13 protein-coding genes are annotated in these 13,199 nt (G+C 68.9%); 10 read left to right on the top strand and 3 right to left on the bottom strand.

Going from position 1 to position 13,199, the window contains the following annotated elements; all coding sequences use genetic code 11:
* Positions 1 to 39 precede the first annotated feature (39 nt).
* From ABLE43_RS12670 to ABLE43_RS12660, 3 genes are read left to right on the top strand one after another with little or no spacing between them, the layout of a single operon-like run.
* Positions 40 to 180: a hypothetical protein gene (locus ABLE43_RS12670; protein ID WP_348978801.1), complete on the top strand. Its 141-nt coding sequence runs from the start codon at positions 40 to 42 to the stop codon at positions 178 to 180.
* The gene (locus ABLE43_RS12665) at positions 173 to 1,525 is read left to right on the top strand and encodes a DUF5935 domain-containing protein (protein ID WP_348978800.1); all 1,353 of its coding nucleotides are present in this window, start codon (positions 173 to 175) and stop codon (positions 1,523 to 1,525) included. Before ABLE43_RS12670 ends, ABLE43_RS12665 begins: the two co-directional genes overlap by 8 nt.
* Positions 1,522 to 2,601, top strand: a complete 1,080-nt coding sequence (locus tag ABLE43_RS12660; RefSeq protein WP_348978799.1) for an acyltransferase family protein — start codon at positions 1,522 to 1,524, stop codon at positions 2,599 to 2,601. The genes ABLE43_RS12665 and ABLE43_RS12660 overlap by 4 nt, the downstream gene beginning before the upstream one ends.
* On the opposite strand, the gene ABLE43_RS12655 is transcribed toward ABLE43_RS12660, so the two are convergent.
* Positions 2,568 to 3,134, bottom strand: coding sequence for a hypothetical protein (locus tag ABLE43_RS12655; protein ID WP_348978798.1), 567 nt, complete (start codon positions 3,132 to 3,134; stop codon positions 2,568 to 2,570). The genes ABLE43_RS12660 and ABLE43_RS12655 overlap by 34 nt on opposite strands.
* A 74-nt stretch (positions 3,135 to 3,208) precedes the next feature.
* Complete coding sequence (locus ABLE43_RS12650) at positions 3,209 to 3,763, bottom strand: type 1 glutamine amidotransferase domain-containing protein (protein ID WP_348978797.1); 555 nt, start codon at positions 3,761 to 3,763, stop codon at positions 3,209 to 3,211.
* A gap of 110 nt (positions 3,764 to 3,873) precedes the next feature.
* On the opposite strand from ABLE43_RS12650, the gene ABLE43_RS12645 reads away from it, so the two are divergent.
* The 3 genes from ABLE43_RS12645 to ABLE43_RS12635 all read left to right on the top strand — a co-directional run bounded on the left by ABLE43_RS12645 (position 3,874) and on the right by ABLE43_RS12635 (position 6,674).
* Positions 3,874 to 4,899, top strand: a complete 1,026-nt coding sequence (locus tag ABLE43_RS12645) for a DNA topoisomerase IB (protein WP_348978796.1) — start codon at positions 3,874 to 3,876, stop codon at positions 4,897 to 4,899.
* A 10-nt stretch (positions 4,900 to 4,909) separates the two neighbouring features.
* The gene (locus tag ABLE43_RS12640) at positions 4,910 to 6,049 is read left to right on the top strand and encodes a mechanosensitive ion channel family protein (RefSeq protein ID WP_348978795.1); all 1,140 of its coding nucleotides are present in this window, start codon (positions 4,910 to 4,912) and stop codon (positions 6,047 to 6,049) included.
* Between the two features lie 79 nt (positions 6,050 to 6,128).
* On the top strand, positions 6,129 to 6,674 hold the full coding sequence (locus ABLE43_RS12635) for a hypothetical protein (RefSeq protein WP_348978794.1): 546 nt from the start codon (positions 6,129 to 6,131) through the stop codon (positions 6,672 to 6,674).
* A 17-nt stretch (positions 6,675 to 6,691) separates the two neighbouring features.
* Here the strand turns inward: ABLE43_RS12635 and ABLE43_RS12630 are convergent, their stop codons facing one another.
* The gene (locus ABLE43_RS12630) at positions 6,692 to 7,780 is read right to left on the bottom strand and encodes a branched-chain amino acid aminotransferase (RefSeq protein ID WP_348978793.1); all 1,089 of its coding nucleotides are present in this window, start codon (positions 7,778 to 7,780) and stop codon (positions 6,692 to 6,694) included.
* Between the two features lie 58 nt (positions 7,781 to 7,838).
* On the opposite strand from ABLE43_RS12630, the gene ABLE43_RS12625 reads away from it, so the two are divergent.
* The 4 genes from ABLE43_RS12625 (at position 7,839) to ABLE43_RS12610 (ending at position 13,162) form a co-directional block, all read left to right on the top strand.
* Positions 7,839 to 8,342, top strand: coding sequence for a MarR family winged helix-turn-helix transcriptional regulator (locus ABLE43_RS12625; RefSeq protein WP_348978792.1), 504 nt, complete (start codon positions 7,839 to 7,841; stop codon positions 8,340 to 8,342).
* A gap of 170 nt (positions 8,343 to 8,512) precedes the next feature.
* Positions 8,513 to 9,736, top strand: coding sequence for a threonine synthase (locus ABLE43_RS12620; RefSeq protein ID WP_348978791.1), 1,224 nt, complete (start codon positions 8,513 to 8,515; stop codon positions 9,734 to 9,736).
* 62 nt (positions 9,737 to 9,798) lie between these two features.
* Positions 9,799 to 12,399: a PAS domain-containing protein gene (locus ABLE43_RS12615; protein WP_348978790.1), complete on the top strand. Its 2,601-nt coding sequence runs from the start codon at positions 9,799 to 9,801 to the stop codon at positions 12,397 to 12,399.
* A gap of 355 nt (positions 12,400 to 12,754) precedes the next feature.
* A complete protein-coding gene (locus ABLE43_RS12610; protein ID WP_348978789.1) occupies positions 12,755 to 13,162 on the top strand; it encodes a hypothetical protein in 408 nt (135 codons plus the stop codon).
* Positions 13,163 to 13,199 lie beyond the last annotated feature (37 nt).

The raw sequence follows: 13,199 nt of genomic DNA, 5'->3' as shown, positions 1-13,199 counted from the left end.
ACGTCGTGGCAAGCCGATCCGGGCTAGGCGGCACGGGCAATGATCGACAATTTCTCGCTGGGCCTGACCCATCTGCTGCTGCTGGTCGCGGCATGGCGGCTGTTGTCGCGCGACGATCTGGACCACGAGGGTCCGCGCCGGATGCTGCGCCGCAAGCCGAAGGACCCGCCGGGTGCGTGACCTTGCGTTCATCGCCTTTCTCGCGGCGATCTTCGGCATGGGGTTTCGCCGGCCGTTCGTGTTCGTGCTCGCCTATGTCTATATCGACATCGTCGCGCCGCAGCGGCTGACCTATCTGCTGCTCAACGCGATCCCGATCTCGCTGGTCGCCGCCGCGCTGGCGGTGGGGGCCTGGGCGATGGCCGACGACAAGCGCCATGTCCGCGCCGCGCCGCGCCAGCTGCTGATCCTCGCGCTGCTGTTCTACTGCATGTGGACGACGCATCGTGCCGATTTCCCGGTCGAGGCGCAGTTCAAATGGGAATGGGTGTGGAAGGCGATGGCCTTCGCCGTCTTCCTGCCGCTGACGCTGCGCACGAGGCTGCGCATCGAAGCGCTGCTGCTGTTCATGGTGCTGTCGGCGGCGTCGATCATCATCGTCGGGGGGATCAAGACGCTGGGATCGGGCGGCGGCTATGGCGAACTGAACCTGATGGTCGCGAACAACGCCGGGCTGTACGAAGGGTCGACCATCTCCACCGTGGCGATCGCGATCATTCCGCTGATCCTGTGGTTCACCCGCTTCGGCACGATCTTTCCGCCCGACTGGCGGGTGCGGACGTTCGGCTATGCGCTGATCTTCTCGTGCCTGCTGATCCCGGTCGGCACCTCGACCCGCACGGGCCTGTTGTGCATCGTGCTTCTCGGCGTGCTCATGCTGCGTGACGTCAAGCGGCGCGCGACCTATCTGGCGGCGGCGGCGGCGGCGGCGTTGCTGGCGGTGCCGTTCCTGCCCAGCGCCTTTACCCAGCGGATGGAGACGATCGGCACCTACCAGTCCGACGCATCGGCATCGACCCGGATCGCGGTGTGGCAATGGACGCTCGACTATGTCGGGACCAACCCGTTCGGCGGCGGGTTCGATGCGTTCCGCCAGAACCGCATCCGCTATGACAAGGTGACGGTCATCGGTTCGGGCAACAACCAGACGGTGCAGCACGTCCCCGAGGTCGACAAGGCGCGCGCATACCACTCCGCCTATTTCGAGATGCTGGGCGAACAGGGCTGGCCGGGGCTGTTCCTGTGGCTGGCGATCAACCTGGGCGGCATCTTCCGCATGGAGGTGCTGCGCCGCCGCTATGCCAAACCGGACGAGGACGAGACATGGGTCGCGCCGCTCGCGGGCGCGTTGCAGAGCGCGCACATCGTCTATCTGTTCGGCGCGAGCTTCATCGCGATCGCGTTCCAGCCGTTCGTGTTCATGCTGGTCGGCGCGCAGATCGGGCTCGACACCTATCTGGCGCGCACCCGCACCGAACATGGCTGGCAGCCGATGCGGCGGCGGGCCGAACCCAGCGCGGCATGAGCGAACTGAAGGCGTTGACCGGCGCGCGCGGGATCGCGGCGTGGTGCGTGGTTGCGTTTCACCTGCGCCAGTCGCTCGCCGGGGTGCCCGCACCGGTGCTGGGGGGAATCGCCAAGGGCTATCTCGCGGTCGATTTCTTCTTTCTGCTTTCGGGCTTCGTCATCTGGCTGGCGTGGATCGGCCGCTTCCGGAGCGAGCGCACGTGCGCGATCCTGCCCTTCCTGCGCAAGCGGGTGGCGCGGGTATGGCCGTTGCACCTGTTCGTGCTCGCGGGGCTGGTGGTGCTCGTGGTGCTGCTCCAGGCGAGCGGGAGCGACACGTCCGTGCGTTTTCCGTGGCACGCGCTGCAGGAGCATGTGTTGCTGGTGCAGAGCTGGCGCCGGGCGCATACGCTGGCGTGGAACGATCCGGCCTGGTCGATCTCGGCGGAGTTCGCGGCCTATCTGCTGTTCCCGCTGCTGGCGATCGCAGTGGACTGGCGACGCTGGCCGAGCGCCCTGCTGCTGGCGATGACCGGCGGCGTGCTGGCGCTGCTGGCGCTGGTGCTGGCCGCGGCGGGGGAGACGGGGCTCGGCGGCGAGGTCGGGCGGTTCGGGGTGCTGCGCTGCCTGTGCGAGTTCGCAAGCGGGAGCATGATCGCGGCGCTGTGGCTCCGCTGGCGCGGAAGCATGGGGATCACCGGTCTGGCGTTCGGCGGGGCGGCGGTGATGCTGGCGGCGCTGCTGTGCGGTTTCCTATGGGAAAGCATCGGCGTGCCCGCGATGTTCGCCGCGCTGCTGCTGGGGATAGCGCTGACGGCGGGGTGGCGCGGCAACCCGCTCGAATGGCGTTGGCTCCACTGGCTGGGCGAGGTCAGCTATGCGACCTATCTCGTCCATCATCCGCTATGGTTCACCTGCAAGCTGCTGTTCGTCGCCGACGAGCGTGCCGCGCCATGGGGCGTGGTCGCGGCCTATGTCGCAGCGGTGGTCGTGCTGTCGGCGCTGCTCTATCGCTTCGTCGAGCGACCGGCGCAGGCTTGGGTCAACGCGTTCGGCAGCGCTCAGCCGCGCGGCGGGCTGCGCAACAACCGATAGACCCCGCGCGGATCGGGAATGCGGAACAGCCGGTCGGCCTTGCCCGCGGCGGTCAGCCACCAGTCGAACCCGTTGGCCTGCGCGAACAGGCCGCGATCGATGCCGAGGTCGATCGTACCCGTGCCGTCGCGATGCTCGGTCATCTCCAGCCGGGGGAGACGCCCGATATCCAGCGCGGTGAATTTCGCCCCCTGGAGGAACAGCACCCGCTGATCGGTCACGGCATAGCGCCGTCCCTTGCGCAGCCAAGCATCATGGAAGAAGCGCCCGACGATCAGGTACAGCCCGATCGCGAGGAACGGCAGGCCCCATAGCCGGAAGAAGATGTTCGGCTCCTGCTGCCCCGCGAACGGACCGAACCACACCATCGCGTTCCAGAAGATCGCGAACCCGCCCCACATCAGGCTGAACGGCACGAGCAACGTGTCGCCCGGGCCGAACACCAGCCCCTGTTTCGGGCGTCCGCTCCACCGGATGCGTTCGCCCGGCAGCAGATAGGGCTGAAACGATCGCGCGATGTCCGAACTGTCCATGGCCTGCGAGCATAACCGGCGCAGGCCGTGGCAACAAGCGAGGGCGGCGTGGGGAGGCGCCGCCCTGCGCGCCATCACGCCTCGGCGAGTTCGCTTTCCAGCGCGGCGATAATCGCCTTCGAGAAGGCGGGGATGTCGTCGGGCTTGCGGCTGGTGATGAGATTGTCGTCAATCACGACTTCCTCGTCGACCACGTCCGCCCCGGCATTTTCCAGGTCGGTGCGCACCGACGGCCAACTCGTCACGCGGCGACCGTCGACCACATCGGCCTCCACCAGCAGCCACGGCGCGTGGCAGATGGCGGCGACGATCTTGTCGTCGTCCATGAATTCGCTGACGATCTCGACCGCGCGCTCCTGCGTCCGCAGCTTGTCGGGATTGCCGACGCCGCCGGGCAGCAGCAGCATGTCATATTGTTCGGTATCCACGTCGTCGAGCGTCAGGTCGGGGGTGATCGTCCGCGCCTTTTCGCTGTCGTTCACCACGCCCTGGATCGGATCGGTGCCGATCGAGGCCAGGGTGACGTCGGCACCGGCGTCCAGCAGCGCCTGACGGGGATCGAACAGTTCGGATTCCTCGAACCCGTCGGTGGCAAGGATCAGCACGCGGGCGTTGGCGAGGTCGGCCATGGAAACTCTCCTTGGGGGGCAGGTCCGCTCCTCAACCGGTTGCCCGCCGGGGGGTTCCGGAACGAAGCGACGAGCCGAACATTGATCGCGGCAACCTACGGATATTCCGAATGAACCCCTGCGACGACCCGATCGACTGCCCGGCAGGCTGCGTGTTTTCCGATTGCGAGGCACCCGGCATCACCCGGCGCAGGCTGAAGGACGGCTGGGGCTATTACGATCCCGACGGCAACCGGATCACCGACAAGGACACGGTAGCGCGGCTGAACGCCATCGGCCTGCCCCCCGCCTATCGCGACGCATGGTATTGCCCCGATCCCGCCGGGCATATCCAGGCGATCGGCTGGGACGAGAAGGGCCGCAAGCAATATCGCTACCACGCCGATTTCCGCGCGGCGCAGGAGAGCGCCAAATATGATCGCTGCGCCGCGTTCGGCCATGCCCTGCCCGCACTGCGCAGGAAGGTGGCGGCGGATTTGCGCGCGCGATCGCTGACCCGGGACCGGGCGGTGGCGGCGGTGGTGCGGCTGCTCGATCTGGGGCGGCTGCGCGTCGGGAACGAGGGCTATGCGAAGGCGAACAAGAGCTTCGGCGCGACCACGTTGCGCAAGCGCCATGCGCAGCTTTCGGGCACGCGGCTCAAGCTGCAATATCGCGCCAAGTCGGGCAAGATGCGGGTGCTGACGATTACCGACCGCTCGCTCGCCAGCTTCGTGCGCAAGTGCCAGGATCTGCCGGGGCAAAACCTGTTCCGCTGGATCGACGACGCGGGCGAGGCGCATCCCGTGACCTCCGGCGACGTGAATGCCTATATCCGCGAGGCTACCGGCGAGGATTTCACCGCCAAGCATTTCCGCACCTGGGGGGCGAGCGTCCTCGCCTTCCGTGCGCTGGCGGAGGCCGACGAGGACATCAGCCTCAAGGCGATGCTGGCGCCGGTGGTCGAGGCGCTGGGCAACACCCCCGCGATCGCGCGCAAATCCTATGTCCATCCGCTGCTGGTCGATCTGGCGAAGGATGGGCAGGCGGCGTTTCGTGCCGGGCTGAAGCTGCCGCGCACTACCGCGCATCTCAGCGCCCATGAACGCGGCCTCATCGCGCTGCTCGAAGCACAGGTTCCGGCCAAGGCCGCCTGACGGGACATCCATGACCACTAATACCGCCTCCCCCGCCGCCGCCGTCAAACGTGGCTTCTCCGCCGATCGCGCGTCGGCGCAGGCGCAACTGTGGCTGCAGGACACCGCGCGCTGGATCGCCGAGCACTGGTTGCAGGTGCTGGTCGCGTTCGGCATCGGTGCGCTGATCGTCGTCGTGCTCCACCTGCTGCGGCGCTGGGGGATGCGGCTGTGCCGCGAGGACCGCGCCGGATGGGGTGCGATCATGGGCAAGGCGATCGCGCGGACCAACGGCTTCTTCATGGTGATGCTCGCCGCCAAGCTGGTCGACGGCTATGCCAGCACCCCCGCCAGCGTGACCGCGACGATCGAGTTCCTGTTCACCGTGGCGGCGGTGTTCCAGGCGGCGATCTGGGCGCGCGAGGTGATCCTGGGCGTGGTCGAGCGGCGCACCGCCAGCGAGAATTACCACGGCGAGGCACTGGCGTCGGCGATGGGGCTGATCCGGCTGCTCGTCACCTTCGCGCTGTTCGCGATCGCGCTGATCGTGGTGCTCGACAATCTTGGGGTGAACGTCACCGGCCTCGTCGCGGGGCTGGGTGTCGGCGGCATCGCCATCGGTCTCGCGGCGCAGGGCATCTTCGCCGACCTGTTCGCCGCACTGTCGATCATCTTCGACCGGCCGTTCCGGCGCGGCGACAACGTCAGCTATGACAAGACCGACGGCGCGATCCAGGAGATCGGGCTGAAATCGACCCGCATCCGGTCGATCACCGGCGAGGAGCGGATCATCTCGAACAAGAACCTGCTCGACAAGGAAATCATCAACAATAGCCGGCGCAACCACCGCCGCGCGGTGTTCGCGATCGGCGTGACCTATCAGACCGACGCCGATACCTGCGCGCGGATCCCGGCGATGCTGCGCGAGGTGGTGGAGGCGAACGACCGGGTGTTCGTGCGCTGCGGCTTCACCGGCTTCGGCGCGTCGAGCCTCGACTTCGAGTTGATCTTCGATTCGCCCGGTGCCGATTATGCGGGCTTCTACGACGGGCGGACGGCGGTGGGCATCGCCATCATGCGCCGCTTCGCCGCCGAGGGGATCGAGATCGCCTATCCGACGCAGGTCAATCTGACGGCGGGCGCGGACGGGCGGGTGATCGATCCGGCGTGACGTTCCGTCAAGAAACTGTTGACAACCGACCGTCAATGTATAATTGACGCCATGTCAACGATTCATTGACGGAGCGATCATGCATATCCGGGAAGAACAGCATCTGCGCAGCCGTACCGCCGCGGTCGTGCTCGATTGGGCCGCCGAGCGCGAGCCGCCGTTCACGGGCGACGACAAGGCGGGCTATGCCGACGCGATCGTCGCCGCGCATGTCGTCGCCGACGAGGCGCGGCTGACGCTGCACCGCTGGATCGACGCCGCGCGCCGCGCCGACCTGAGCTGGAGCGAGATCGGCGAGGCGCTGGGGATCAGCAAGCAGGCGGCGCAGCAGCGGTTCCGCGCGCTGACCGGGGCGAACGACGTGCCGGATACCGACGGCGGGACGATCGTGCGCAGCGGGGCCACCGCATTCAACGAGATGCGGATGCTGGCGGAGGAAGGCCGCCAGGGGCATGAACTCGTCGCGGTCGGCGTCCTGACGCTGACCTTCCGCCAGAGCGACCGGAATTGGGAATATTGCCGCCGCATCGGCAGCGGGAGCGACTCCGCGCGGCTGGAGGCGGCGGGGTGGCACCATGTCGCCAGCTACCCGCCGTTCCATTACTACAAACGGCCGATCGACTGAGGATCGACGGTCGCGGTTCAGCCGATCCGCTGCATCCAGCCGTGCGGATCGTTGCTGCGCCCGCGCTGGATGTCGGTCAGCTGCTTGAGCAGCGCCTGCGTCCGCTCGCCCGGCTGGCCGTCGCCGATCTGGAACGCAAAGTCGGCCGACGACACCTTGCCGATCGGGGTGACGACGGCGGCGGTGCCGCAGGCGAACGCCTCGACCAGCCGCCCGCTCTGCGCATCGGCCTGCCATTCCTCGATCGAATAGCGTTCCTCGCGCACGGTGATCCCCTGGTCGCGGGCCAGCGTCAGGATCGAATCGCGGGTGACGCCGGGCAGGATCGTGCCGGTCAGCGGCGGCGTCAGCATCGTGCCGTCGTCGAACACGAAGAAGATGTTCATGCCGCCCAGTTCCTCGACCCAACGGCGCTCGGCGGCGTCGAGGAACACGACCTGGTCGCAGCCCTGCTTGATCGCCTCCGACTGGGCGAGCAGGCTGGCGGCATAGTTGCCGCCGCACTTGGCGTCGCCGGTGCCGCCGGGGGCGGCGCGGGTAAACTCCTTCGACACCCACAGCGAGATGCTCTTGGCCCCGCCCGGCCAGTAGTTGCCCACCGCCGAGGCGATGACGCAGTAGAGATATTCGGCGGAGGGCTTGACGCCGAGGAACGTCTCGGACGCGATCATGAACGGGCGCAGGTACAGCGCGCTCCCCTCGCCGCCCGGAATCCAGTCGCGCTCGGCCAGCACCAGTTCGCGGCACGAGGCGACGAACAGCTCCTCGGGCAGCTCGGCCATCGCCAGCCGCTTGGCCGAGCGGCGGAAGCGGGCGGCATTCTGTTCGGCGCGGAACAGCGCGATGCCGCCGTCGGGCAGGGTATAGGCCTTCAGCCCCTCGAAAATCTCCTGCGCATAGTGGAGCACGGCCGCCGCCGGGTCCATGACGATCGGCGCGCGCGCGGTGATCTGCGCATCGTGCCAGCCCTTGTCCTCCGACCAGCGCATCGTCGCCATGTGATCGGTGAACACCCGCCCGAAGCCCGGATTCACGATCCGCGCCGCCCGCTCGCTCGCCTCGACCGGGGTGGCGTGGGGGGTGAAGGCGAAGGTCGGTTCGGACATGATGGGCCTCTGTATCGGTGCTTGCGGGGGCGTAATGCGGATGGCACAACAGGTCAACATGACTGCCCCAAATCCCCCCGCCCAGCCGATGGCCGCCTCCGCGCTGTTCCTGCGCGAGGCGGAGGTGCGGCGCGGCATCGAGCTGCTGTATTTCGGCTACAGCCACCTGACCCGCACGATCGACGAGGAACTGGCGGCGCAGAAGCTGGGCCGGGCGCACCACCGCGCGCTGTATTTCATCGCGCGGCGGCCCGACCTGTCGGTCAGCGAGCTGCTGCGGCTGCTGGCGATCACCAAACAGTCCTTGGGCCGCGTGCTGAACGACCTGTCCGATCGCGGCTTCGTCGAGAGCCGGGCGGGCGAGCGCGACGCGCGGCAGCGGCTGCTGCGGCTGACGGCGGACGGGCGGGCGCTGGAGGCGCGGCTGTACGAGATGCTGAACGCCAGGCTGTCGCGCGCCTATTCGGGCGCGGGACAGGATGCGGTGAGCGGCTTCTGGGCGGTGCTGGAGGGGCTGATCCCGCCGGGCGAGCGCGCGGCGGTGGCGGCGCTGGGGCGGTAGGCAATCCCGTCATTCCCGCGAAGGCGGGAATCCATATGCGCCAACGTTCCGAATGGAGTCGCCATGGCAGCGTATATGGGCTCCCGCCTTCGCGGGAGTGACGGTTGGTCGAGCGATGTCGGTCCGCCATATCCATGGACCTTGCGCACGATTGCGCTACCGTCCCGGGAATGAACACAAATCTCACCGCCGAGCGGCCCACCTTCGTCACCCATCTCGAATGTTCGATGACCGGGGAGCGGTACGAGGCCGATACGCTCCACAATCTGTCGCGCGTCGGGCGGCCGCTGCTGGTGCGCTATGATCTCGCCGGCGTAGGTGCGGCCTTGTCGCGCGATGCGCTGGCGGGGCGGGAGACCGACCTGTGGCGCTGGCGCGAGCTGCTGCCGGTGCGGTCGACCGACAATATCGTCAGCCTGGGCGAGATCGAGACACCGCTGATCCCGATCCCGAAGTCGGGCGGACCGAACGTGCTGGTCAAGGACGAAGGCCGCCTGCCGACCGGCAGCTTCAAGGCGCGCGGGCTGGTGATGGCGGTGGCGATGGCGAAGGAACTGGGGGTGCGGCGGATCGCGATGCCGACCAACGGCAACGCCGGGGCCGCGCTCGCCGCCTATGCGGGCCGGGTCGGGATCGAGACGATCGTGTTCTGCCCCGAGGACACGCCCGAGGTGAACGTGCGCGAGATCGCTGCACAGGGCGCGCGGGTGTGGCGGGTCAACGGGCTGATCGACGATTGCGGCGCGATCGTCGCCAGGGGTGCGGCGGAGGGGCGCTGGTTCGATTTCTCGACGCTGAAGGAACCGTACCGGATCGAGGGCAAGAAGACGATGGGCCTCGAACTGGCGGCGCAGTGGGGCTGGAAGGTGCCCGACGCGATCCTCTACCCCACCGGCGGCGGCACCGGGCTGATCGGCATGTGGAAGGCGTTCGCCGAGCTGGAGGCATTGGGCTGGATCGGGCCGGAGCGCCCGCGCATGTATGCGGTGCAGGCGTCGGGCTGCGCGCCGATCGTGCGCGCGTTCGAGGGCGGCGAGGACCATGCCGAGCGCTGGGAGGATGCCCATACCGTTGCGGCGGGCATCCGCGTGCCGCGCGCGGTCGGCGACTTCCTGATCCTGCGCGCGGTGCGGGAAAGCGGCGGCAAGGCACTGGCGGTCGGCGATCCCGCGATCCTGCGCGCGGTGGACGAGTGCGCCCGGCGCGACGGGCTGCTGCTGTGTCCGGAGGGGGGCGCGACGCTGGCGGCGTACACGCAGGCGCTGCGCGACGGCGAGGTGGACGAGGACGAGCGGGTCGTGCTGTTCAACTGCGCCACGGGGCTGAAATACCCCCTGCCCCCCGCCGATGCACGGCTGGACCGGCACGGACCGATCGACTTCGATGCGCTCTGACCGTCGCAAACGTGTGCAAAGTTGATTTCCGTTAGTCGCGGGATGGGGTAGACGCTGGCGCAATGGACTATGCCGACATCCGCGAACCCGCGCACGGGGCCGATTGCCGGTCGCCGGTGGACGCAGCGGATCTGCCCCCGTTCCTGCGCGGCGGGGGCGATTGCGGCGCGCTGATCGCGGCACATGACTGGGCGGCGACGCCGCTCGGCCCCATCGCGGGGTGGCCGCAGGCGCTGCGCACCACCCTCGCCGTCCTGCTCCGCTCGCCGGTGCCGATGCTGCTGATGTGGGGCAAGGCCGGCGTCATGCTGTACAACGACGGCTATGCCGGGTTCGTCGGGCAGCGGCATCCCGACCTGCTGGGCGCAGAGGTGCGCCGGGGCTGGCCCGATTTCGCCGCGTTCAACGACGAGGTGCTCGCCACCTGCTTCGCAGGGAAATCGCTGTGCTATCGCGACCGGGCAGTGACGCTCGACCGGCACGGACGGCCGGAGACGGTGTGGCTCGACCTCGACTATTCGCCGGTGCCGGACGACGCCATGGCCGTCGGCGGCGTGCTGTGCGTGGTGTCGGGCATGACCGAGCGGGTGGCGGCGGAACGGCGCACCGACTTCCTGCTCAACCTGTCCGACGAACTGCGCGCGCTGGACGATCCGGCGGAGATCGTCGAGGTCGCGTCGCGCCGCGTCGGCGACCTGCTGGGCGCGAGCCGCGTATTCTATGCCGAGATCACGTCCGAGGGTTGGATGACGGTCGAACGCGACTATGCGCGCGGCGTGGGATCGATCGTCGGCACCCATTCGCTGGTCAGCTTCGGGTCGGACCTGCTCGCCGCCTATCGCGGCGGCGCGCCGGTGGTGGTGCGCCATGTCGCCGCCGACGAACGGCTGAGCGAGGGCGCCCGCGCCGGGCTGACCGCGCGGCAGGTGGGCGCGTTCGTCGACGTCGTGCTGTTCGAGGAGGAGAAGTGGGTCGGGCTGCTGGCGGTGCAGAGCGCCAGCCCGCGGGTATGGACCCCGGCCGAGGAAGGGCTGGTGCAGGAGGTCGGCGAGCGGTTGAAGGTCGCGGTCGAGCGGGCGCGGGCGGAGGCGCGGCTGCGCGAGATGAAGGCGACGCTGGAACAGCAGGTGATCGAGCGTACCGCCGAACTGCGCCGCTATCACGATATCGTCGAGGCGACCGACGCGCCGATCTGCGCGTTCGACACCGACTATCGCCTGATCGCGTTCAACCGGGCGCACAATACCGAATTCCGCCGGGTGCAGGGGTTCGAGACGCGGATCGGCGACGTCCTCCCCGACCTGTTCGTGCCCGAGCAGGCGGAACGGCTGCGCGCGCTGATGGCGCGGGCGCTGGCGGGGGAGAGCTTCACCGTCACCGATCGCTTCGGCCATCCGGGCATCGCCACGCCGGTCTGGGAAATCCGCTATACGCCGCTGCGCGACGGCGACGGACGGGTGATCGGCGCCTTCCATCTGGCGGAGGACATTTCCGCCCGGTTGCAGGCCGAGGCGGAGCTGGACGCGGCGCAGGCGGCGTTGCGCCAGAGCCAGAAGATGGAGGCGATGGGCAGCCTTACCGGCGGCGTCGCGCATGATTTCAACAATCTGCTGACGCCGATCATCGGATCGCTCGACATGCTGCTGCGCAAGGGGATCGGCGGGGCGCGCGAGCGGCGGCTGATCGACGGCGCGCTGCAATCGGCCGAGCGCGCCCGGACGCTGGTGCAGCGGCTGCTCGCGTTCGCGCGGCGGCAACCGTTGCAGCCGACCGCGGTCGATCTGGCGCGGCTGGTGGAGAACATGGCCGAGCTGATCGGATCGACCACCGGCCCCACGATCCGGGTCGAGGTGGCGGTCGCCCCCGACCTGCCGCCCGCGCGCGCCGACGCGAACCAGCTCGAAATGGCGCTGCTGAACCTCGCGGTGAACGCGCGCGATGCGATGCCCGACGGCGGCGTGCTGCGCGTCGCCGCCGCGACGACCGAGGTGGGCTCGGAGGGGCCGGACGGAATCGCGCCCGGCACCTATGCCTGCCTGAGCGTCACCGACACCGGCACCGGCATGGACGCCGTGACCCGCGAACGCGCGATCGAGCCGTTCTTCTCGACCAAGGGCGTGGGCAAGGGCACCGGGCTGGGGCTGTCGATGGTGCACGGGCTTGCCGCGCAGCTGGGCGGCGGGCTGACGATCGACAGCGCGCCCGGCCGCGGCACCTGCATCATCCTGTGGCTGCCGGTCAGCGTCGAGGATGCCGCCCCGGTCGACGTGGTGCTGGTGGAGGCACCGGCGACGCCCGTGCCGCGCGGCACCGCGCTGCTGGTGGAGGACGAGGAACTGGTGCGGATCAGCACCGCCGACATGCTGACCGATCTCGGCTATGCCGTGGCCGAGGCGGCGTCGGGCGAGGAGGCACTGGCGCTGGTGCGCGGCGGATTCCGCCCCGACCTGCTCGTCACCGACCATCTGATGCCGGGGATGAGCGGCGCGCAACTGGTGCAGGCCATCGCCGCCGAACTGCCGGGGCTGCCGATGCTGATCGTGTCGGGCTATGCCGAGGTCGAGGGGATCGACGCGAACACCCCGCGCCTGACCAAGCCGTTCCGCAACGACGAACTGGCGACGAGCATCGCCGCGCTCGCCCCGCGGGGGCACGAGGGGTAGCAAAAGCCCGTCGGCACCGGCGCAATGGCCGGGCGGCAGAAATTTACCGACCGGTACAAAAAGCCGTTGACGGACACCCACCCGCTTAATATACCACACGGTATAGAAGATGGCACCGCGGTGCCGCCCCCGTCACACAAGGTGCCGCCATGATCGTATCTGTCACCTTGCGGTGATCGCCCGGTAATTCGGCGGCACCGCCTTCGCTTGACCATCATCGGCAATCGCTTCCCCCCGGCGCATGCGGCCGGGGGGGGATCGGGGGATTGCATCCGCACGTCGGGACCATCGCGGGTCGCCGCGACCGCCGGGTCGCACCCGGCCGATCCATATCGCTGCACAAGGGAGGATTTCCATGGCCTATGTTGATTTCTCGGGCGATCCGCTGCTGGCGCCGCACCTTGCCCCCGCGCTGCTCGACGCCGCGCCGCCCGCTCCTGCCCGCACCGGGCTGAGCGCACTGGAATGGTCGGTGGTGGCGCTGGCGCGGCAGGACCGGATCGCGTCGCTGCGCCATCCGGGGCGGGTGTCGATCGCGCTGGGCCGGGTGTTCGGCACGCGACGGGGCAGCCCCAACCTCGCCGATCCGCAGCTGGAGGCGCTGCGGCGGATCGCGGTATGGGCATGGCATCGCGGCTATGCCGTGCCGGAGGGAGAACTGGCGGGCTTCCTTGCCGCCGGGTTCAGCATCGACCAGTATGAGACGATGCAGGCCAGCATCGGCGCGGCGCGCGGCGAACGGGGCATGCGCCGCGCCGCCTGATCCCCGCAGCAACATTTCGTCTCAATTCCGTACGGAC

This window comes from Sphingomonas silueang, from assembly GCF_040049155.1.
Taxonomy (GTDB): Bacteria; Pseudomonadota; Alphaproteobacteria; order Sphingomonadales; family Sphingomonadaceae; genus Sphingomonas; species Sphingomonas silueang.
The sequence above is the reverse complement of the archived record's forward strand: the minus strand, read 5'-3'. Positions and strand labels throughout refer to the sequence as shown.